The sequence below is a fragment of the Verrucomicrobiia bacterium genome (genome assembly GCA_035765895.1).
Lineage (GTDB): Bacteria > Verrucomicrobiota > Verrucomicrobiia > Limisphaerales > DSYF01 > DSYF01.
In genome coordinates this window covers 42,973-64,552 of the sequence record DASTWL010000068.1, presented here as the reverse complement: position 1 = coordinate 64,552, position 21,580 = coordinate 42,973, and the positions used below count along the sequence as shown (strand labels likewise).

General features: G+C 64.2%; 16 protein-coding genes. 9 read left to right on the top strand and 7 right to left on the bottom strand.

Annotated features, from left to right (window positions below; genetic code table 11):
- Window positions 1-10 precede the first annotated feature (10 nt).
- Window positions 11-1,288: an efflux RND transporter periplasmic adaptor subunit gene (locus VFV96_13765; protein HEU5071466.1), complete on the bottom strand. Its 1,278-nt coding sequence runs from the start codon at window positions 1,286-1,288 to the stop codon at window positions 11-13.
- A 181-nt stretch (window positions 1,289-1,469) separates the two neighbouring features.
- Here VFV96_13765 and VFV96_13760 point away from each other — a divergent pair, with 181 nt between their 5' ends.
- Both VFV96_13760 and VFV96_13755 read left to right on the top strand, forming a co-directional pair.
- A complete protein-coding gene (locus VFV96_13760) occupies window positions 1,470-3,161 on the top strand; it encodes an excinuclease ABC subunit UvrC (protein HEU5071465.1) in 1,692 nt (563 codons plus the stop codon).
- A 46-nt stretch (window positions 3,162-3,207) separates the two neighbouring features.
- Entirely contained in the window at window positions 3,208-3,639 is a 432-nt protein-coding gene (locus VFV96_13755; GenBank protein ID HEU5071464.1) for a hypothetical protein, read from the top strand.
- Between the two features lie 15 nt (window positions 3,640-3,654).
- Here the strand turns inward: VFV96_13755 and VFV96_13750 are convergent, their stop codons facing one another.
- Both VFV96_13750 and glmS read right to left on the bottom strand, forming a co-directional pair.
- Window positions 3,655-4,146, bottom strand: coding sequence for a hypothetical protein (locus VFV96_13750; protein HEU5071463.1), 492 nt, complete (start codon window positions 4,144-4,146; stop codon window positions 3,655-3,657).
- 65 nt (window positions 4,147-4,211) lie between these two features.
- Window positions 4,212-6,068 (bottom strand): glutamine--fructose-6-phosphate transaminase (isomerizing), encoded by a 1,857-nt coding sequence (gene glmS, locus VFV96_13745; GenBank protein ID HEU5071462.1) that lies wholly within the window; start codon window positions 6,066-6,068, stop codon window positions 4,212-4,214.
- A gap of 114 nt (window positions 6,069-6,182) precedes the next feature.
- Between glmS and VFV96_13740 the strand changes: the two genes are divergently transcribed.
- The 4 genes from VFV96_13740 (at window position 6,183) to VFV96_13725 (ending at window position 11,276) form a co-directional block, all read left to right on the top strand.
- Window positions 6,183-6,761, top strand: coding sequence for a GNAT family N-acetyltransferase (locus VFV96_13740; protein HEU5071461.1), 579 nt, complete (start codon window positions 6,183-6,185; stop codon window positions 6,759-6,761).
- A gap of 89 nt (window positions 6,762-6,850) precedes the next feature.
- Window positions 6,851-7,801 (top strand): MoxR family ATPase, encoded by a 951-nt coding sequence (locus VFV96_13735; protein ID HEU5071460.1) that lies wholly within the window; start codon window positions 6,851-6,853, stop codon window positions 7,799-7,801.
- Window positions 7,802-7,816: 15 nt separating this feature from the next.
- The gene (locus VFV96_13730) at window positions 7,817-9,163 is read left to right on the top strand and encodes a DUF58 domain-containing protein (GenBank protein HEU5071459.1); all 1,347 of its coding nucleotides are present in this window, start codon (window positions 7,817-7,819) and stop codon (window positions 9,161-9,163) included.
- 4 nt (window positions 9,164-9,167) lie between these two features.
- Window positions 9,168-11,276 (top strand): transglutaminase domain-containing protein, encoded by a 2,109-nt coding sequence (locus VFV96_13725; GenBank protein ID HEU5071458.1) that lies wholly within the window; start codon window positions 9,168-9,170, stop codon window positions 11,274-11,276.
- Window positions 11,277-11,295: 19 nt separating this feature from the next.
- Here VFV96_13725 and VFV96_13720 read toward each other — a convergent pair whose 3' ends face one another.
- Both VFV96_13720 and VFV96_13715 read right to left on the bottom strand, forming a co-directional pair.
- Window positions 11,296-12,387: a glycine cleavage T C-terminal barrel domain-containing protein gene (locus VFV96_13720; GenBank protein HEU5071457.1), complete on the bottom strand. Its 1,092-nt coding sequence runs from the start codon at window positions 12,385-12,387 to the stop codon at window positions 11,296-11,298.
- Between the two features lie 37 nt (window positions 12,388-12,424).
- Window positions 12,425-13,210, bottom strand: a complete 786-nt coding sequence (locus VFV96_13715) for an ABC transporter ATP-binding protein (GenBank protein ID HEU5071456.1) — start codon at window positions 13,208-13,210, stop codon at window positions 12,425-12,427.
- Between the two features lie 262 nt (window positions 13,211-13,472).
- On the opposite strand from VFV96_13715, the gene VFV96_13710 reads away from it, so the two are divergent.
- Window positions 13,473-14,597: an efflux RND transporter periplasmic adaptor subunit gene (locus VFV96_13710; protein ID HEU5071455.1), complete on the top strand. Its 1,125-nt coding sequence runs from the start codon at window positions 13,473-13,475 to the stop codon at window positions 14,595-14,597.
- A 13-nt stretch (window positions 14,598-14,610) separates the two neighbouring features.
- Window positions 14,611-17,739: an efflux RND transporter permease subunit gene (locus tag VFV96_13705; GenBank protein HEU5071454.1), complete on the top strand. Its 3,129-nt coding sequence runs from the start codon at window positions 14,611-14,613 to the stop codon at window positions 17,737-17,739.
- A 20-nt stretch (window positions 17,740-17,759) separates the two neighbouring features.
- Here VFV96_13705 and VFV96_13700 read toward each other — a convergent pair whose 3' ends face one another.
- Window positions 17,760-18,428: a type II secretion system protein gene (locus tag VFV96_13700; GenBank protein HEU5071453.1), complete on the bottom strand. Its 669-nt coding sequence runs from the start codon at window positions 18,426-18,428 to the stop codon at window positions 17,760-17,762.
- A gap of 230 nt (window positions 18,429-18,658) precedes the next feature.
- Here VFV96_13700 and VFV96_13695 point away from each other — a divergent pair, with 230 nt between their 5' ends.
- Window positions 18,659-18,913, top strand: coding sequence for a hypothetical protein (locus VFV96_13695; protein ID HEU5071452.1), 255 nt, complete (start codon window positions 18,659-18,661; stop codon window positions 18,911-18,913).
- 307 nt (window positions 18,914-19,220) lie between these two features.
- Here VFV96_13695 and VFV96_13690 read toward each other — a convergent pair whose 3' ends face one another.
- A complete protein-coding gene (locus VFV96_13690) occupies window positions 19,221-21,560 on the bottom strand; it encodes a heavy metal translocating P-type ATPase (protein ID HEU5071451.1) in 2,340 nt (779 codons plus the stop codon).
- Window positions 21,561-21,580: the final 20 nt, after the last annotated feature.

The following is a 21,580-nucleotide window of genomic DNA, read 5'->3' as shown; positions in this document are numbered from 1 at the left end:
CGTGAAAACCTCAGAAGCGCCGGCGTTGCATGCCGAAGGGATTCGCCCCGTTCGCGCGCGCCGCGCTGGGGGCCGAACTGCCCGTCACGACCTCATCGCCTTCTTTCAGCCCCTCCACCACTTCAGTGTATATGCCGTCGCCAATGCCCGTCTTGATTTGCACGGCCACCGGTTTCACGGACTCTTCGTGGCCGGCGCCCGCGACGGGCAGCACATAAATGGTGCGGCGACCGGTGTGTTCGCCCTTGCCGCGACCGTGCCCGGCGCTGGCTGCGCCAGCCGCTCCCGCGCCACCGGCCCCGCGGCCACCCGCAGCAGGCGCCATGGCCATGCCGTTGGTCCTTCCGCCGCCACCGGTTTCCGGCAGGCGAAAACGCAGGGCCGAATTGGGAATCTTCAGGGCATTCTCGCGCCTGGCAATGATGATGGACACGTTCGCCGTCATGCCGGGTTTTAACTTCAAGTCGGCATTGTCCACGCCGATGACCGCGTCGTAGGTGACCACGTTCTGGACCGTCGTCGGCGCGTTGCGCACTTGAGTGACCTTCCCGTGAAAGGTCCGATACGGAAAGGCGTCCACCGTGAAATCCACATCCTGTCCAACCTCCACGCCGCCGACGTCCGCTTCGGCAACGTTCGCGTCGATTTGCATTTTGCTGAGGTCGTTGGCAATGACGAACAGCGTCGGCGCACTCAAGCTGGCGGCCACGGTCTGTCCCACATCCACGCTGCGCGAGATCACGATGCCATCCACCGGCGCGTAAATCGTGCAACGCGAGAGGTCCACCTTGGCGCGCTGCAACGCGGCCTCCTTGATTTGCACCTGGGCCTGGGCCTGATGCAACGAGGCCACGGCATTGTCGTAATCCGACTGGGAAATCAGATGGCTCTTGAACAGCTCGTCGGAGCGGCGAAAGTTGACCTGCGCCAGTTCGAGGCTGGCATTGGCGTTGGCGAGATCACCCTGTGCCGAAGCGACGTTGGCCTGATACGTGGCCGGGTCGAGCTGGGCGATGACATCACCGGATTTGACGCGCGTGTTGAAGTCCGCGCCGAGCTTCTGAATGATGCCGGAAATCTGGCTGCCAACGGTGACGTTCGTGACGGGATTCAACTGGCCGGTCGCGGTGACCACCTGCACGACGTCGCCCCGCGTGACCGCCGCGGTTTGATATTCAACCGCGGCCTCGCGCGGGCGCTTCCAAAACCAAAGTCCGGCCAGAACCGCTCCCACCACCACCAGCGCCAGCAGCAGCCGGCCGCCCCAACGAGATGAACTTGTGCTCATGCAATGCGATTTTGAAATTGGCGCCGGCTGGCCAGACGCCGGTTTGGCAGCGCCGTCCAACCGCGGCGACAACGTAGGCGTTTGGACTCGAAACGCGAGTGTTCATTCAGTTTTTCCCGGTGAATCTGCGCAGTGAGAAATAATTGCGTTGCGGCGCGGCAACTTTGCGCAAAATTTGCGCATGACCGTGACCGAACAGGTGCGAAAAAAGCTGGCGGACCTGCCGCATCGACCGGGCGTTTACCTGATGAAGGACCGCTTCGGCACGGTGATCTATGTCGGCAAGGCCCGCGACCTGCGCAAGCGGGTGATGACGTATTTCCAGCCGTCGCGACGCATGGGATGGGATTTGAAATTTCGCGCGCTGACCGACGCCATCCACGACCTCGACGTGCATGTCGTCCGCAGCGAACCGGAGGCGCTGCTGCTCGAAAGCAAACTCGTCAAGGAGCTCCAGCCCAAATTCAACATCGACCTGCGCGACGACAAACGCTTCCTGATGTTGAAGGTGAACCTGCACGATCCAATCCCGCGCTTTTCCTTCACGCGCCTCCGCACCGACGACGGCTCGCGTTATTTCGGGCCGTTTCCGAACGCGGGCGCCATCCGCAACACGCTGACGTTGATGCGGCGGCAGTTCAATCTGCGCGGCTGCCGGCCGCTTACGCCCGGACCGCAGGACTACAAACACTGCCTCTACGGCAACCTCAAGTGGTGCACCGCACCATGCATCGGCAACGTGACGCGCGAACAATATCTGGAACAAGTGCAGGCGGCGTGTGAGTTCCTCGACGGCCAGTGCGAGGAATTGAGCACGCAACTCGAAACCGAAATGCGCAAGGCCGCCGCCGCGCAGCAATACGAAAAAGCCGCCGAACTGCGCGACACCATCACCGCCCTCAAGCAGTCCACCGCGCGGACCACGCGCTTTGAGCGGACGCCTTGGAATCTGCCGGTCGCCGTCATGCCCGAGCGCGACAATCTGGAACTCGCCCGGGTGCTCGGCCTGCCCGCGGCGCCCGTGCGCATCGAGGGCTTCGACATTTCCAACATCAGCGGCACGCTCAAGGTCGCCAGCGTGGTCGCCTTCCGCAACGGCCGGCCGGATCGCGTCAACTACCGCCGCCTGCGCATCAAGACGGTCGAAGGCCAGGACGACTTCGCGTGCATTGCGGAAGCGGTCCAGCGCCGCTATGCACGGCTGCTCAAGGAAGGCGCGGAACGCGGCCCCGGCCAGGCGGCGGAAACGGAGCCCGATCTTGAAGCGAAGCAGGCCATCGTCGAGGAACTCCGCGAAATGATGGCCAATCCGCGCGAGGCCCTCGAACAACTCAAAGCCCACGAGGAAGCGCCGGCCAGCGCGGCGCGTCCGGCCCCGCGTTCGGCCCTCGCCCTGCCCGACTTGATCGTGATTGACGGCGGCAGGGGGCAGCTCAACGCGGCCTGCGCGGAGTTGAAGAAGCTCGGGCTGGAGCGCATTCCCATCATCGGCCTCGCCAAGGAATTCGAGGAGATTTACCGCCCCGGCGCGGCCCTGCCGCTGCGGCTGGACCAGGACAACAGCGCGCTCAAGCTGCTCCAGCGCATCCGCGACGAATCGCATCGCGTGGCCAACAGCTACAACGCGCAACTGCGCTTGAAGAAAATTTCCGAGAGCCTGCTGGACGAGTTCCCGGGCATCGGTGAATCACGCAAGGCGGCGTTGCTCAAGAAGTTTGGTTCGCTGCAACGGCTGCGGCTGGCGAGCGAGGAACAAATCGCCGAAGTGCCGGGCTTCGGCGGCAAGATCGCCGCCGAACTGAAGGCCTTTCTCGTCGCGCGGCTGACCCAGCCCATCACGCCGGACGACACGGCCAAGCAGGCCGGCGGTTAAAAAAGAAATTCGTGCGGAATGCCGGAATTCGTGGCTTTATTGACTTATGAACATTCAGGTGGCGGTCTTGTGCGACGCAGCAACAGACGATCACGGCAAACTGAATCTCCTCGGCGCCTTCGACACGATTTATGCGCAGGCGTTGCCCGCCGTGCATCCGCAATGTGCCATCGCCCTGCGCGTGACCTTCACCAGCGGTGACGAGGGCGCCCACCTGCTCAAGCTGCACTTTGTGGACGCGGACGGCCGGCCGATCATGCCGAGCATGGACATCCCCGTGGAAGTCGCGATGCCGGAGGACACACATTTTGGCACGCGCAATTTCATCATCAACATCCAGCAACTCAAGTTCGCCGCACCGGGGCTTTACGCCATTGACGTGACGCTGGGCGAGGAAACGATTGCAAGCGTGCCGCTGATGGTCCGATTGCTGCAACCGCAGACGGACGAGTCGGAAAAGTGGAAGCAGGCGGATTGAACGGCGCCGGGCCGCTCAATACTCCACCGCCGTCGCCGCGCCGGGTGCATCGTAGGCGCGGATTTCCGGGTGGTGAATTTTGCCGCCGAGATTGGCCGTGCGCAGCATGATGCCGCACAGGCCCAGGCTCAGGAGCAGGAACACGCCAATCACCCAGCGCGGCAGGGAGAGCTTCTTGCGGAAAACAATCAATGCGGCCAGCGCGGCCACCCCCACAATGATCGCCGCCCAGAGCGCAAATTCGGCGGCGTCCTCGTGATTGGCCATCCAGCGGCTGCTGATGCCGGGCAGCCCTTTGAGGGAATGCTCGGCGGGATCGCCGGTCAGATACGCGGGCACCGCCACCAGCCCCACCAGCACGAGCGCCATCAACGCCACGCGCTTGAGGTCGTCGGCATTCTTGAGCCACGCCCAGACGAGCAGGAGCAGCGCGGCCAGACTGCCCACCACCGGCAGGTGGTTCAGGACGAGATGCCAGTGAGCCGCATTTTCAGGCAACAGATTCATGGTTCAACCCTTCCAGCGTAAGAGCGCGGCGCCGCCGGTTGGTTCCCGGAATTTTGCGGGCCGCGTCATTCAACCGTGACACTCTTGGCCAAATTGCGCGGCTTGTCCACATCGCAACCCCGCGCCACGGCGGTGTGGTAGGCCAGCAATTGCAGCGGGATGGTCGCCAGCAACGGGAAGATCGATTCGAGGGTGGCGGGCAGATAAATCACGTCGTCGGCCTTGCGGCGGATTTGGTCGTCTCCCTCCGTCGCGATGGCAATGACCGGCCCCTTGCGCGCCTTGATTTCCTCCACGTTGCTGAAGGTTTTGTCGTAGAGCGAATCGCGCGGCACCAGGAAGACCGTCGGCGTCTTTTCGTCAATCAGCGCGATTGGTCCGTGCTTCATTTCGGCGGCCGGATAACCCTCGGCGTGAATGTAGGAAATCTCCTTCAGCTTCAGCGCGCCTTCGAGGGCGACAGGATAACAGTAGCCGCGGCCCAAAAACAAAAAATCCTCCGCCCGGGCGTATTTTTGGGCGATGCGCTGGATGGCGTCGTTCTGCTGCAAAATCTGCTGGATCTGTCCGGGCACGGCCTCGAGCGCCTTGATGACGGCGGCGGCCCGGGCGTGGGACAAGGTGCGAATCCGTCCCATGAGGAGCGCCAGCAAGGTGAGCACGGACACCTGGGACGTGAATGCCTTCGTCGAGGCCACGCCGATCTCCGGTCCGGCGTGCAGGTAAATGCCGCCGTCGGCTTCGCGGGCGATGGTGCTGCCGACGACGTTGCAGATCGAGAGCACCTTGTGGCCGCGCCGCCGGGCTTCGCGCAGGCTGGCGAGCGTGTCGGCGGTTTCGCCGCTTTGCGTGATGGTCAGCACCAGCGTGTGCTTGTCGAGCGGCGCATTGCGGTAGCGGAATTCGCTGCTGTATTCGACCTCGGTCGGGATTTGCGCGAATTCCTCCATCAAGTATTCACCAACGATGCCGGCGTGCCAGCTGGTGCCGCAGGCGGTGATGACGATACGGTCCACCGCGCGCAATTCGGCCGGCGTCATGTTCAAGCCGCCAAACTTGGGCATCGCCTCTTCGTAATCAATGCGGCCCCGCAGCGCGTTTTCAATCGAACGCGGCTGCTCGAAAATCTCCTTGAGCATGAAGTGCGCGAACCCACCCTTCTCCACCGCGTCCGCATCGAACTCAATCTGGCTCACCTGCAACGCCGGCGTGTCCGTGCCGAGGCTCGCATGCGAATAGCCCTCCGGCGTCAACGTCACCACGTCGTAGTCATTCAGGTAGATGACCTGCCGGGTGTGCGCGACGATGGCGCTGGCGTCGCTGGCGAGGAAGTTTTCTCCATTGCCGACACCGACTATCAGTGGCGAGCCGCGCCGCGCCCCCACCATGACGCCAGGAAAATCCTGACAAATCACGGCGATGCCGTAGGTGCCGATGACCTCCTTGAGCGCATTGAGCACGGCCTGCGTCAGCGGGTGACCATTTTCCGCGGGCTGGCCTTTGAGTTTGGCGTAATGCTCGCCAATCAGGTGCGCGAGCACCTCGGTGTCGGTCTGCGAGTGAAAGGTATGGCCCGCTGCAATCAGGCGCTGCTTGAGGCGGTCGTAGTTCTCCACCACGCCGTTGTGCACGATGGCAATCCGGCCGGATTCGTCCAGATGCGGATGCGCGTTTGCGTCGGTGGGGGCGCCGTGCGTGGCCCAGCGCGTGTGACTGATGCCCACCGAACCGCGCAGCGGCCTGGCCCGGAGCTGTTCCGCCAGCTTGTCCACCCGGCCCGCGGATTTGCGCAGTTCCAGGATCTCGTCGGCCAGGGTGCAGACGCCGGCCGAGTCGTAGCCGCGGTATTCAAGCCGGCGCAAACCCTCAATCAGCAGGGGCGCCGCGTTTTTTTTCCCGATGTAGCCTACGATGCCGCACATAATTTGTTCAACCCGCTGCAACTTAGGGGAGTCACCGGAGCGATGACAAGCGGCAACCGCCGGTGGAAAGCGTTGCTGCCCGCGCGTGAGTGAGCTAGCCTGCTAGGGTAGGTCATGGATTTTGTCTGTCAGAATCTCCGGTTGGAACTCGCCCGTCCAAACTTGAACGGCCTGCCGGAAGTGCAACCTCCGCCGGGCTACTCGCTCCGCTGGTTTTGCCCGGGCGACGCCGCCCACTGGCTGCGCATCCATCACGACGCCGATCCGTTCAACGAAATTACTCCGGTGCTCTTTACGCACGAGTTCGGCACGGACTTCAAGCATCTGGCGCGCTGCCAGTGCTACTTGCAGGACGCCGCGGGCCGGGTCATTGGCACCGGCACGGCCTGGTCGGCCCCGGAGCGGCTGGGCGGCCCGTGGGGCCGCGTCTTCTGGCTGGCCATCATGCGTCATTATCAGGGACTTGGCTTGAGCAAACCGCTGCTCGCGGCGGTATGTCATCGGCTGCGCGAGCTGGGATTCGACCGGGCCTGCGTGGTGACCTCGACCGGCCGCCTGCCTGCCATCAACCTCTATCTACAATTCGGCTTTCAGCCCGAAATCCATTCCCCGGCCGAGCAGGAGACGTGGGACAAAGTATTGGCCCGGTTAAAATCCACTGGCCGCCTGCATGAAACGGCCGCCGCGGCCTGAACCCTCCTTTCCGACAAACCCCTTGCACCCCGGATGAATCCGTGGCAGCAAAGAGTTGCATTGAAACGCATACGGTCCGTTACCGCACCATGACGCCCAAAACCATTCCTGCCGCCCGCGAAACCTTCCAGCGCATCGCCGAAAACATCGCCCGCGTCATGCAGGGACAATCCGGTTCCATCCGCAAACTGCTGGCCGCGCTCGCCGCCGGCGGCCACGTGCTCCTCGAAGATTCGCCCGGAACCGGCAAAACCACGCTGGCGAAGGCGCTGGCCCGGTCCATCGACGCGCAATTCAAGCGGGTGCAGTTCACGCCCGATTTGCTGCCGTCGGACATTCTGGGTGTTTCGATCTTCAATCAGCGGGACCACTCGTTTCAGTTCCATGAAGGCCCCATCTTCACGAACATTCTCCTCGCCGACGAAATCAACCGGGCCTCGCCCCGCACGCAATCAGCGTTGCTGGAGGCGATGGGCGAAAACCAGGTGAGCGTGGATGGTGAACGCCGGTTTCTGCCGGGCTTGTTCTTCGTCATCGCCACGCAAAACCCGGTCGAATTCCGCGGCACCTATCCGCTGCCGGAAGCGCAAATGGACCGCTTCGCCATGGAGTTCAAGCTGGGCTACGTGAGCGCGGGGGACGAGGTGTCCATTCTGACGGCGCAGGCGGAACATCATCCGCTGGATTTGCTCAAGCCGTGCGTCACCCTGGACGACGTGCTTGCCCTCCGGCGGGCGGCCCAGCACGTGCGCATCAGCGAGGAACTGAAACGATACGTCGTGGACGTGGTCGGCGCGACGCGGTCCATGCCGGGGGTGCAACTGGGCGCCAGCCCACGCGCCTCGATTGCGTTGATGAAGACCGCCCAGGCGCTGGCCATGTTTGACGGACTGGATTTTGTCAGCCCGGAGCAGGTGCGGGAACTGGCCAGCCCGGTCATTGCGCACCGGCTGGTGATGGAGCCGCAGGCGCGCTTTTCCGGACAGACGCCCGAGGGTGTGGTGAACGAAGTGATCAAAAAAATTCCGGTGCCGGCTTGAGGCACCGTTCCGTCTGTGGGTCCGATCTTCAAACTGCTTTACCACGGTTTCCGGCTGTTCGCCGCGGTGCGGAACTGGGTGTGGCGGCGGTTCAGCCCGGCTGGTTTGGGATTGTTGACCGCGCTGGCCATCGTGCTGCCCCTGTCGTTCGACGCGGAGAACAACGTGGCCTACCAGGCGCTCTGCCTGCTGCTGGCCTTGCTGCTCGTGGCGCTGGCCTTTGGGTGGTGGCTGCGCGGCAGGTTTGAAATTGAACGGATGCTGCCGCGCTTCTGCACCGTGGGCGCGCCGATCCGCTACCGCGTGAGTGTCCGCAATCAGACGCCCCAGCCGCAGGCCGGCCTGACCTTCATTGAAACCCTGGCCGATGTGCGGCCCTCGCTGGCCCAGTGGATCGGCTTTCAGCGCGCCGAGGAAAGACGGCTGCGCAAAATCCCGATCTGGCGGCGGCATACGCGCAATCCGTTCCGCATGGCCCGGGTGAGCGAAGTGGAGATTCCGCCGCTGCCCGCGCACCAGGCCGCAGAAGTGCAGGTGCAATTGACGCCGCTGCGTCGCGGGCTGATCCGGTTTCACTCGGCAACCATTGCGCGCACGGATCCGCTGGGGCTGTTTCGCGCGCTGAAAAAGCGTCCGTTGCCACAAACCATGCTGGCGCTGCCGAAGCGCTACTTCATTCCAGCCGTGGCGTTGCCGGGCGCGATGAAATACCAGCAAGGCGGGGTGGCGCTGGCGTCTTCCGTGGGGCAGTCCGACGAGTTCGTGTCCCTGCGCGACTACCGGCGCGGGGATCCTTACCGGCACATTCACTGGCGGAGCTGGGCCAAGACCGGCAAGCCCATCGTGAAGGAGTATGAGGATGAATTTTTTGTCCGGCACGCCCTCGTGCTCGACACCTTTTGCTCGGACCCTTACAGCGAAGTGTTTGAGGAGGCAGTGAGCCTGGCCGCCTCGTTCGCGTGCACCGTGCAGACCCAGGAGTCGCTGCTCGACCTGTTGTTTGCCGGAACAGAGGCGTATTGCATGACGGCGGGACGCGGGCTGGCGCGCTCGGACCACCTGCTCGAAGTGCTCGCCTCGGTGCAGGCCAACCAGAATCACGACCAGTTCGGCGCCCTGGAGGAACTCGTGCTGAATCACGCGGCGCGGGTTAGTGGCTGCATTTGTGTGCTGATCGACTGGGATGCCGCGCGTCAGGAACTGGTGCGCAAGTTGCGCCTGCTGGGCACGCCGCTGCTGGTGCTGCTCGTGGTGGAGCCCGGCGGGGCGAAAACCATTGAGGCGGGACCGATGCGCGATGACCCGGAGCATTTTCACGTGCTCGAATGCAACCGCATGGAGGAGGGTCTGGCCCGACTCTGACACCATGATCAAACTCCCGCCAATGCTGCTCGGCGCCACGCTCCTTTTTTGGGGCTGGCAAACCGACCTGTTCGGGATGGGCTGCGCGATGGCCATCGTGCTCGAAGGCGCCCGGCTGATCCGGTTCCGGTGGGAGCTGACGGATGAAGACTTCAACCGGCTCTGGAACCTGTGCACCCTGATTTTCATCGCCGCGTCCGTTTACGCGTTCACCGCCAATCAGGGGCCCGCTGCCATCACCCGCCTGGCGGAGGATCCCAATCTCATGACGCAACGGCTGGTGGGGGAAACCAGCCAGCGAACCGCCGCGTCGCTGATTCGCTGGCTGCCGATGGTTTTTTTCCCCTTCGCCGCCGCGCTGGTGTGCAGCCGCCGGGACCGCCTGAAACTGCCGGTCTTCTCGCTGATTGCCCGGCGCCACAAACGGCGCCGCCCGCCGGGACCGCTGGCCGATCGCGACGTGAACGCCGTGTGGGTGTTCTTCGGCATCTGTTTGATTTCAGCCAGCATCACGCAAAACGACACCAACACCTTTTTCATCGGCCTGGCGGTATTGCTGCTCTGGGCGCTGTGGACGCGCCGGTCCCGGCGGTTCGGGCTGCCCGTCTGGGCCATCAGCGGATTGCTCGCGTGCGGGATCGGTTTTCTCGGCCAGCAACAGTTGAGCGAGCTGCGGCGCTTCGTGGAGAATTACGCCCCGCAGTGGCCGTGGCGCTGGAGCGGCCGGCGCACGAGCCCGAATGAAACCAGCACCGCCATCGGCCAGATCGGCAAAATTCAAAGCTCAGGCCGCATCGTCATCCGCCTGGAGCCCAAGGACGGCACCCCGCCGCCCGGCTTGTTGCGCACGGCCAGCTACCGCATTTATCGCAGCCCCATCTGGGCCGCCGGCAACAACCGCTCCGATCTGGGCGGCATGGCCACGCTCATCCCGCTGTTTCCCGAACCGAAAACGGCGAACTGGGTGCTGCGCAACGCCCCCGCCCTGCAAAAGGTCAACATCGCAACGTTTCTGGAGGACGGCCTGGATTTGCTGCCCCTGCCCTCGGGAGTAACCCGCATGGAGGAATTGCCGGTGTTCGCCGTGAAAACCAACGGCCTCGGCATGGTCATGGCCGAAGGTCCCGGCGTGGTGCTGTTCGACGCGTCCTTTGGTCCCTTCGGCACCTTTGACGCACCGCCTACGGCCGAGGACGGACCAGATGGCGTGCCGGACCGGGAAGCGCCAGCCTTGAACCAGGTCATCACCAATCTCGCGTTCCCGGAGGGCGCATCGATCAACCAGAAGCTGCGCACCATCAGCGCGTATTTTCAGGACCACTACACCTACACCACGTGGCTCGGCAGCCGGGACAACCGCCGCGAATCCACCAACGCCACGCCGCTGGCCAAATTCCTCCTCCAAACGCGCCGCGGCCATTGCGAATACTTCGCCACGGCCACGGTCCTGTTGTTGCGGCAGCTGGGCATTCCGGCGCGCTATGCCGTTGGCTGGTCGGTGCAGGAACCCGCCGGCCCGGGTTATGTGGTGCGCGAACGCCATGCCCACGCCTGGTGCCTCGCCTACTACAACAACCAGTGGCACGATTTCGACACCACGCCCGCGTCCTGGGTCGAGGAGGAGAACCGGCGCGCGTCGCCGCTGCAATTTCTCTCGGACGGCTGGAACCGGCTGAAATTCGAGTTTCTGAAGTGGCGTTGGGGCCAGAGCAATCTCCGCGATTACATCTGGTGGATCGTCGGCCCGATGCTGCTGTTCCTGCTTTACCGGCTGTTGCGCCACAAGCCCGGCCAGCGCGCCAAGAAGCGTCAGGCTGCCGAAGCGGCCGCCACCATGCGGCTCGGACTTGATTCGGAATTCTATCTCGTGGAACGGCGGCTGGCCGATTACGGATTCATCCGGCCGCCGGGCGAAACGCTGGGGCAGTTTTTGCAACGCGCCGTGCGCGACGGCCACGTCAACGAGCTGCAGGAACTGTTACTCGCCCTGCTCGCGCTCCACTACCGGCTGCGCTTCGATCCGCTGGGACTGACGGCGGAGGAACGCGAGGCCATGCGCCTGCGCGTCCGCGAAACCCTGCAACATCTCGGCAACCGCCCCAAGCGCGCCTGAATGAAACCGCGGCGCGGCTTCACGCGGCAAAGGGCAACGGCACAATCCGCACCGGCGCCTCCCCGGCCGCCCCGCGCCAGACCAGTTCGGTGCCCGGCGCGTTGCACTCCTTGCGCACGTAACCCAGCGCCACATTGGCCTGCAATCGCCGTGAAGCCAGCGCGCTCGTCACGTGGCCAACTTCCTTGCCATCGTGAAACAGCTTGTCGCCGTGTTCGGGTAATGCCGCCAAATCATCAGGCAGTCGCAGCCCGCGCAGCGCGCGCGTCACCTGGCCAAAGCTGCGGATGCGGTTGATGACTTCCTGCCCGATGTAGCAGCCCTTGGTGTAACTGACCGCACTGGCCTCGATGCCGGTTTCCTGCGGCAGATTCGTTGCGTCCATGTCCGCTCCAAACCGCGGGATGCCCGCCTCAATGCGCGCCGCCTCAAGCGCCGCCCAGCCGCACGCCCCACCACCGTTTTGCCGCGCGGCTGCGATCAATTTGTCAGCCACCGCTCCGAGCGCGGCCACGGGCACAAACAAATCAAATCCGGCGGCCCTCAGTCGCGGCAGGTTCATCAAATAAATCTCACCCAGCGTGGCATCCGTCACGCGGACCGAGCGATAAGCCTGGTCGGGCAGCGCCGCAAACAAACCGAGCGCCGTCACCACCGCCGCCGCCCGCGGGCCCTGCACGCTCAACAGTCCGTAATGCGGCGCGACATCCACGATTTGCACGTCGTCCGCCACGATGAATTTCTCGAGCCGCTCGACCACGACCGGCATCAGCCCGGGCTCGAAATCGAGCAACAGTTCCTCCGCCAGACAATGAATGTGCAAATCAGATTGCAAACGACCCTTGTTGGTGGTCAACGCCGCGTAACAGCCCCGGCCGGGCTGAAGCTCCTTCACATTGTTCGTCACCTGGCCGTTCAGGAAGCGCTGGCGATCCGCGCCCAGCACGCAGAGGCGCCCGCGAAAGCTGAGGTCCAGCACGCCCGCCGCACCATGCAGCGCCGCACCCTCGGCCGCGGCGTCGCCGTAATCCCGCACCACTTCCGCACCAGCCACGACGTCGAACGTCGCTCCCAAGCCTTGATGAAATTCGTGCAACCCGAGTTGATTCATGAGGAAAAGTTTAGCGACCGCCCGGCCGTGGCCCAGTTCAAATCGCCGCCCCATCGAGGAAGCCACGCACGAACTCCGACGCGGGCTGCGCCCGGAGTTCGGCCGGAGCCGCCACCTGCTCCACCCGCCCCTGATTCATGACCGCCACCTGGTCGCCCAGCGCCAGCGCCTCGGCCTGGTCATGCGTCACCAGCAGCGTGGTCAATTGCAGTTCGCGCTGCAACCGCCGCAGTTCGCGCCGCAATTCCCGGCGCAACGGCGCGTCGAGATTGGCAAAGGGCTCGTCGAGCAACAACACCTTGGGGCGGCGGATCAATGCGCGGCCCAAGGCGACCCGCTGGCGTTGACCGCTCGACAATTCCGCCGGCCGGCGCGCCAGGCAATCCGTCAACCCCAGCCATTGCGCGGCAGTCGCCACTTCCGCCTCGATTTCGGGCGCCGGCAGGCGCCGTAGGGTCAGGCCGAAAGCCAGATTCTGCCGCGCGGTCAGGTGGGGAAACAGCGCCAGCGTTTGGAACACCATTGCGACGTCGCGCCGTTCGGGCGGCACATCGGCCTGATTCATGTCCGCGATGACAATGGTGCCGCCATCAGGTGTCTCCAGCCCGGCAATCAGGCGGAGCAAGGTGGTTTTGCCGCAACCCGACGGTCCCAGCAACGTCAGCAACTGCCCGTCGGTCACCCGCAGATCCACGCCCGCCACGGCGGTGATGGCGCCGCCCGCCGCGGTCAAGGCACGAAACGTCTTGGTCAGGTTCCGGATACAAATGCCAGCCACGCCGCGCAGCTTTGAACGGAAGCGCCGGCCTGTCGAGGTTTTCATTCCGGCAAACCCGCCATGACCTTGCGGCGTAACGACTCCGCACAATTCAAACACGTGTTTGACTTCTCTCCCCGGTTTACCTACTGTCCCGCGAATTTAACGGCCAACGGCGCCGCGCGGCCTGGTCAAATCACCCCTCGTCAGGTTTGAGGCGGTGTCGCGCCGCGCGGCTTTTGACTTGGCAACGGTTCTGGCCGAAGGTGGCCGGCGCGCGCCCCCGAAACGGGCCCAAAGCTGTTTTTGAATCAGGAAGTATCTCCGCATGAAATCGAAAATCGTTGTTTCCGCAGTCATCGTCCTGGCCGTGGTGGGCGGACTGGCCGGCGTGAAAGCGCTGCAAATCCGCAAGCTGATTGATGCCGGCAAGGCTTACCAACAGCCACCTGAAACCGTTTCCTCCGCCGTGGCGCATGAGGAAAAATGGCAGCGCACCCTGACCGCAATCGGTTCCATCACCGCCGTGCAAGGCGTCAACGTGACTGCCGAAGCCTCCGGCAACGTGGTGGAGATTGCGTTTGAATCCGGCGCCATCGTCGCCCAGGGCGACTTGTTGGTGCGCCTCGACACGTCATCCGAGGAAGCCCAGTTGCGGGCCCTCGACGCGCAGGTCGAACTGGCCCGGGTGAATGCCGCGCGCGTCCGCGAACTGCGCGCGAACAACACCGTGGCGCAGTCCGAACTCGACACCGCGGAGGCGACCTTGAAGCAGACACAGGCCAGCGCGGACGCCATCCGCGCGGCCATCGCCAAGAAGACCATCCGCGCCCCGTTTGCCGGCCGGCTGGGCATTCGGCAGGTGAATCTGGGCGAGTATGTGGACGCCGGCAAAACGGTGATTGTTTCGCTGCAGGCGCTCTCGCCGACTTACGCCGAGTTATCGCTGCCACAGCAGGACCTCGCCAGTTTGAAGACCGGCATGAAGGTGCGGCTGACAACGGACGCCTACCCGGGCCGGACCTTCGACGGCATCCTGACCGCGCTCAATCCCGGTCTCGACCCCAGCACGCGCAGCATCGGGCTTCAGGCCACGTTTGAGAACCCGGAACAGCTCCTGCGGCCCGGCATGTTCGCCCAGGTGGAAGTCCTGCTGCCGGATGAAAACGACGTGCTCGTCATCCCCGCGCCGGCCGTGTTGAGCGCGCCCTACGGCGACTCGGTGTATTTGATCGAACCCGCCACCAACTCCAGCGGCGGACTCGTGGTGCGGCAGCAGTTTGTCCGCACCGGCCGGGCGCGCGGTGACTTCGTCAGCGTCGAGGCCGGCCTCAAACCGGGCGAACGCGTGGTCAGCTCCGGATTGTTCAAACTCCGCAACGGCATGCCGGTCGTGATCAACGACGAGATCGCGCCCAAAGCCTCCGAGAAACCGCAGCCGTCCGACAGCTAACACGCTCCCCCCCATGAAGTCGTTCACGGATATTTTCATCCGCCGCCCGGTGCTCGCCATCGTGGTGAACCTGGTGATTTTGATCGCCGGCTTTCAGGCCATCCGCTCGTTGACGGTGCGGCAGTATCCGCGCAGTGAGAACGCCGTGGTCACGGTTTCCACCGTGTATGTTGGTGCCAGCGCGGATCTGGTGCGTGGGTTCATTTCCACGCCGCTTGAACGCGCCATCGCGGCCGCCGACGGCATCGATTACATCGAATCATCCAGCAAGCTCGGCCTCTCCACCATCACGGTTCACCTCAAGCTGAACTATGATTCGACCAAGGCCCTCGCGGAAATCAGCTCCAAGGTGGACCAGGTGCGCGGTGATTTGCCGCCGGAAGCCGAGGTGCCCACGCTGAACATTGAATCGGCGGACACCAAATTCGCCTCGGCCTACCTCAGCTTCACGTCGGACATTTTGCAGGCAAACCAGATCACGGATTACCTGGTGCGCGTGGTGCAGCCGCGCCTCACCGCCATCGAAGGCGTGCAGAAGGCGGACATCCTCGGCGGCCGCACGTTTGCGATGCGCATCTGGCTCAAGCCGGACCGCATGGCGGCGTTGAACATCAACCCCAACCAGGTGCGCGAGGCGCTCGCGGCCAACAACTTCCTCGCCGCCGTCGGCCAGACCAAGGGCTCGCTGGTGCAGGTCAATTTGACCGCGAACACGGACCTGCGCTCGGCGGAGGAATTCCGCAACCTCGTGCTGCGCCAGTCGGGCAACCATCTCATCCGGTTGCGCGACGTGGCGGACGTGGTGCTGGGCGCGGAGGATTACAACTCGGAAGTGCGGTTTTCCGGCGAACGCGCGGTGTTCATGGGCATCTGGGTGCTGCCGAACGCCAACTCGCTGGATGTCATCAAGCGCGTCCGCCACGAAATGAGCCTGATCCAAAGGGATCTGCCCACCGGTCTCACCGGACGCGTCGCCTACGACGCCACGGAATACATCGACGACGCCATCCACGAAGTGCTGCACACACTGACCGAAACGCTGATCATCGTGGCCATCGTCATCTTCCTGTTCCTCGGCTCGCTGCGGTCCGTGCTCGTGCCGCTGGTGGCCATCCCCGTTTCGCTGATCGGCGCGATCTTCCTGATGCAGGCTTTTGGCTTCACCCTGAACCTGCTGACGCTGCTGGCCATCGTGCTCTCGGTCGGATTGGTCGTCGATGACGCAATCGTCATCGTGGAAAACGTGGAACGTCACATCCGCGAAGGGCAGACGCCCACGCAGGCGGCGATCCTTGGCGCGCGCGAACTCGTCGGCCCGGTGATTGCGATGACCATCACGCTGGCCGCTGTTTATGCGCCGATCGGTTTGCAGGGCGGCCTGACCGGGTCGCTCTTCCGCGAATTCGCCTTCACGCTCGCCGGCGCCGTGTTCATCTCGGGCGTGGTGGCGCTGACGCTTTCCCCGGTAATGTCGGCCAAGCTGATCAAGGGCGGCCACGAGGAGGAAGGCCTGGTGGGCCGCATCAATCACGGCTTCGACCGGCTGCGGAACACCTACGCCAAAATTCTGGATGCCACCCTCTCAGCCCGGCCGGCGGTTTATTTCGTCTGGATTGTGCTGAGCCTGCTCACCTTCCCAATGTTCATGATGGCGCCCAAGGAACTCGCGCCCACGGAGGACCAGGGCATCATCCTGGGCGTGGTCGATGCGGCGGCAGACGCCACGATTGACCAGACGACATTCTACACGGACGAGGTCAACCGCGAATGGATGACCACGCCGGAATTCGAACGCAGCTTCCAGCTGACCTTCCCCGACAATGGCGTGGGCGGCGTGGTCCTGAAGCCGTGGGGCCAGCGCAAACGCACGGTGTTCCAGATCACCCCCGAGGTGCAGGCGAAGGTGAACAAGATTCCCGGCATTCGCGTGCTGTCGGTCACCCCGCCCGCGCTGCCCGGCGGCGGCCAGTTCCCGGTGGAATTCGTCATCGCGTCCACGGCCGAGCCGGACGTCATCATGCGCTTTGCGAACGAGCTCCAGCAGAAGGCGGCGGCCAGCGGCATGTTTGCGTTCCCGCCAATCATCGACACCAAAATCGACCAGCCCGAGACAAAGCTCGTCCTCGACCGCGACAAGGTGGCCTCGATGGGCCTGAACATGCAGAACGTCGGCGCCGACCTCTCCGCGATGGTGGGCGGCAATTACGTCAACCGCTTCAACCTCGCCGGCCGCAGCTACAAGGTGATTCCGCAGATCAAGCGCGTGGATCGCCTGAACCCGCAGCAACTGGAAAACACCTACGTCAAGGGGCCGGACGGCCACCTCGTCGCGCTCAGCACGTTCACGAAGCTCGAGAAGACCACGACGCCACGGGCGCTGAACCGCTTCCAGCAGTTCAACGCCGTGAAGATCAGCGGCGTGGCCGTGCGCCCGCTGGACGAGGCGCTGACCTATCTGGAAACCGAGGCGCGAAAGATTCTGCCCGAAGGCTACAAGCTCGATTACACCGGCGAGTCGCGCCAGTTGCGCGTCGAGGGCAGCAAGTTCCTGCCCGCGTTCGTCCTCGCGCTGACGCTCATCTTTCTTGTGCTGGCCGCGCAGTTCAACAGCTTCCGCGACCCGCTGATCATCCTGCTGGGCTCCGTGCCGCTGGCCATGTTCGGCGCGCTGACCTTCTGCTTCCTGAAAATGCCTGGGCAGAACATGCCGTTCTTCACCAACGGCTGGACCACCACGCTGAACATCTATTCCCAGGTCGGTCTCGTGACGCTGGTCGGCCTCGTCTCCAAGAACGGCATCCTGATCGTGGAATTCGCGAATGAACTGCAACGCAGCGGCCTCTCAAAGCTCGCGGCCGTGCGCCGCGCGTCGCTGACCCGGTTGCGGCCGGTGTTGATGACGAGCGTGGCCACGGTGGCCGGCCATTTCCCGCTGACGCTCGTGTCGGGCGCCGGCGCCGCGGCCCGTAATTCCATCGGCATCGTGATTGTGGCCGGCATGGCGCTGGGCACCATCTTCACGCTGCTGGTCATTCCCTCGCTCTACATGCTGCTCGCGAAACAACACGCCGGCGAGGCAGCGGGCGCGCTGGGCCGGGATTTCCAGGAGGAAGCCGCCCTGCACGCGGTGCCGGCGAAGTAAGCCCGGCGGCGCCGCCGCGCCTACTGCGGCATCAGCAAGCGCAGCGGCGAAACGCTTTGCGTGCGCAACGATGCCGGCAATCCTGCCGCACTCAGTTGCTGCACGCTGCCGTCGGCGAAACACACGTTGCCTTGCAGATTGTGCATCGCCCGGGTCCAGCCCACGACGCTGTTCGTGGGCACGGTCAACACGCCTCGCACCCGCGCGGTGCCGTTGGTCAGATTCCGGTCCCCGGCCAGCCACATCGCTGGATCGGCATTGTTCGTCGCACTCAGGCTCACGAAGTAACTCACGTTGGCATCGTGAAAAGAGTTCCAAGTAGTTGCGAGTGCGCGTTCCGCATCAGCGGGACAGAAGAGCATTTTGGGCGTCCCCAGTTCGTTTGACATCACGCCGAAAATCGGGGCCACCAAACCATCTGCCACGAGTTCCATGGCGCCGCCGTTGGTCACCGGCACATACATTGGATACCGATTGCCATTGTCACCTGTCCAAACGAGAAACGACAGGCCGACTTGCTTCAGGTTGGTGACGCAGCGGATGCGTGTTGCTGGGTATCGGCCACCATAATGTTGAATGTTGGGCAGCACCAACAGCGCCAGCAGGAAAAGCGTCAGCGCGACCACCATCAACTCCAGCAACGTGAACGCGACGAGCGGGCGACGTGAAAGAGGCAGGCGAGTTTTCATGGTCAATCGCTTTGCATAACGCGTGCCGACAGAATGGCGCCGGAATCAGCCGCAAAAAACCTTCTCGAACGGCTCAATTTCACGCAAGTGGCGCGCTCCCCACGCCGCAAGTCCTGCCCAGCCTACTTTGCAGCCGACAGTTGAGGCCACAGAAAAGCCGCGAGCAGACCCAGCGTCATGCCCGCCCAGATGAGGCTCCCTTTCAAGCCGCGCGCCCAGTCTGACGGACCATGACGGCGCGCGAACGTGACACCGAAACATTGGATGAGCGCCGCGAGCAAAAACACCAGCAGGCAGATGGCGCAGCCCTTGAGGCACCGCTGTTCCTGCTCGCGATACAAGAACCTTTGGCCATGGAGCCTGCTCGTCACATTCCACCAAACAGCCAAACCCAAGGGAGCCAGCGCCACGTAAACCTGAAAGGGCAACAGCAGGAGGCCAAACCATCCTTGTCGGTCCGCCGGCAAAAGCTTCATGAACTCTGAGGTCGGCACAACCCATGCCAAAGGGACGGCTCAACCCGCGCCGAAGGCGGGATTTTCTCCCGCCTGCCCGGCGTAGCGGAGCGACCAGCCCGCGGGCTGGAGACTCCGCTCCCGGGGTTGGAGCGAAATTTCCTGGGGTTTTTCCGTCCAGCCCCGGCCGTTTCCAGCGTCAAACCGCCCTTGTTCTCCCTCTGCGGGAACGGATTGCACCGATTTTTATGGATTTTCGGCTTCCCGACCCGGTTTTGCCCGAATAAAGCCACGGCGGCACCCGCCGCCTGCCGGGCGGACTAGGTCGTCGGCCGTCTCACTGAACCTTCGCCCGCCGCAACCGCAGTGCGTTGCCAATCACGATCAAGTCGGAGAACCCCATCGTGGCGGCGCACAGCACCGGGCTCATGAAACCCAGCGCGGCCAGCGGCACTGCGGCAACGTTGTAGAAGAACGCCCAGAACAAATTCTGTTTGATGGTGCGCAGCGTCGCCCGCGCCAGCCCCAGGCTTTCCGGCACGGCTTCGATGTCGGATTTGAGCAGGATGATGTCCGCCGCCTCGCGGGCGACGTCGCTGGCACGGCTCACGGCCACGCCCAAATCCGCCTGCTCCAGCGCCGGCGCGTCGTTGATGCCGTCGCCCACGAACGCGACCTTTTCGCCCCGCTGCTGGAGTTGCTTCACGAAGTCGGCCTTCTGTTCCGGACGCACTTCGGCGAACACGTTCTCGCCGGGAATGCCGGCGTGTTTGGCAATGCCCGCCGCCGTCAGTTCGTTGTCGCCGGTGACGAGATACGTGTGCAGGCCGCGTGCCTGAAGCCGGCGCACGACCGCCGCGGCGCCCGGCTTCAACGCGTCCTGCACCGCGAACAAGCCGCGCAGTTGATTCCCCAACACCAGGCCCACCATCGTCGCGCCCGCCTGCGAACCTGCCTTGATGAAGGCCTCGCCCGGCGTCAGATCAACGCCCGCCTCCCGCAGCCAGCGCAACGACCCCAAACGCGCGGCTGGGCGGGAGCCATCCGCGAGGCGAATTTTCCCTTCCACCCCGGCGCCACGCACTTCACGCCAGTCCTCAACGCCGGCCTCCGCGGGCGCGGCCGCCGCAATCGCCTGGCTGATGGGATGGCTTGAAGGCTTCGCCAACGCCGCAGCCCAGGACGTGACGTCCGCCTTGGATTGCGAATCCACCGCCCAGGCGTCGGTCAGGACCGGTTTGCCAACGGTCAGCGTGCCCGTTTTGTCAAAGAGCACGGCCGTGACCTCGCCGGCCTTTTCCAACGCAACGCCGTCACGGATCAAAATGCCGCGCCGGGCCGCCGCGTTGGCCGCCGCCATGATGGCCGCGGGCGTGGCGAGGCCCATCGCACAGGGGCACGCCACAATCAGCACCGCAGCGGCTGCAATGACCGCCGCCGCCAGCGGTGACGTCGGCGGATGCGCGTGCCACAAGAAGGGCGTGAGCCAGGCCATGACCCGGGACGCGTGTTCGAAGGCGAGTCCCCACCACAGGGCGGTGGCCAAGGCCACCGTGACCACGATGGGCACAAAGACGTTGCTGACGCGGTCGCCCAGCCGTTGGATGTTGGCACGGCTGTTCTGCGCCCGCTGCACGGCCGCAATGATGTGCGCGAGCGCCGTGGCTTCCCCGGTGGCCGTCACGCGCATGACCAGCCGGCCGTTGAGATTTGCGGTGCCGGCGTAAAGCGGTCCGCCGGGGCGTTTCTCCACCGGATTCGATTCGCCGGTAAGCATGGCTTCGTCCACCGTGGATTCGCCCTCGACCACTTCGCCATCCACCGGCACGCGGTCGCCCGGGCGCAACACCACCAGATCCGCCTCGTTCAATTCCGCCACCGTCACCTCCGTCTCAACCGGGCGGGCCGGTGCTTCGGCGGCGCGGAAATTGAATTGCAATGGCGTCGCCGGAGCCGCCGGCCTGGTTGCAGCGGGGCGCGTCAATTTGCGGGCGGTTTGCGGGGCGAGCGTCATCAGGGATTTCAACGCACCGGCGGCCTTGGCGCTGACCCGCGCCTCCACCCAATGGCCGACGCTGATCAACGTGATGATGGCCGCGGCCTCCATGAAATAGAGGTGCGTTTGCCAGCCGGCCAACAAGGCCCATGCGCTGTAACCAAAGGCCGTCGTCGAACCCAACGCCACGAGGGTGTCCATGTTGGAACTGCCCGCCTTCAACTGGGCCCAGGCGCCGCGATAAAATTTTGCGCCGGCGAAAATCTGGACGGTGCCCGCCAGCGCAAAGGCGAACCACGCGAACCAGCGGGTTTCGCCCCAGCCAAACACCCATTCGCCGAGCATCAAGAGCCCCGTCACCGGCACGCCGAGGAGCAAGTTCACCGCCCAGCCACCCAGCTTGGGCGCTGATTGGGCTGCGCCAGCCTGAATCACCTGCGAGCCGTAGCCCGCGTCTTCCAGGGCCCCGAGCAACGGCGCGAGGTCGGCGGGCACCGCCGCGGCCCAGCGCACCGTGGCGCGTTGTTCGTCCAGGGCGACGTTCACGCCGGCCACTCCCGGAAAATCCTGGATGATGCCGGTCACCGTCCGCGCGCAGTTGTTGCAGGTCATCCCCGTGACGCGCAATTCCGTGCGTCCGGACGGGGCTGAAGGTCGAGGTTCCATCGTTGTCGTGTTCATTTCCAACTGGGGCCAAAGGT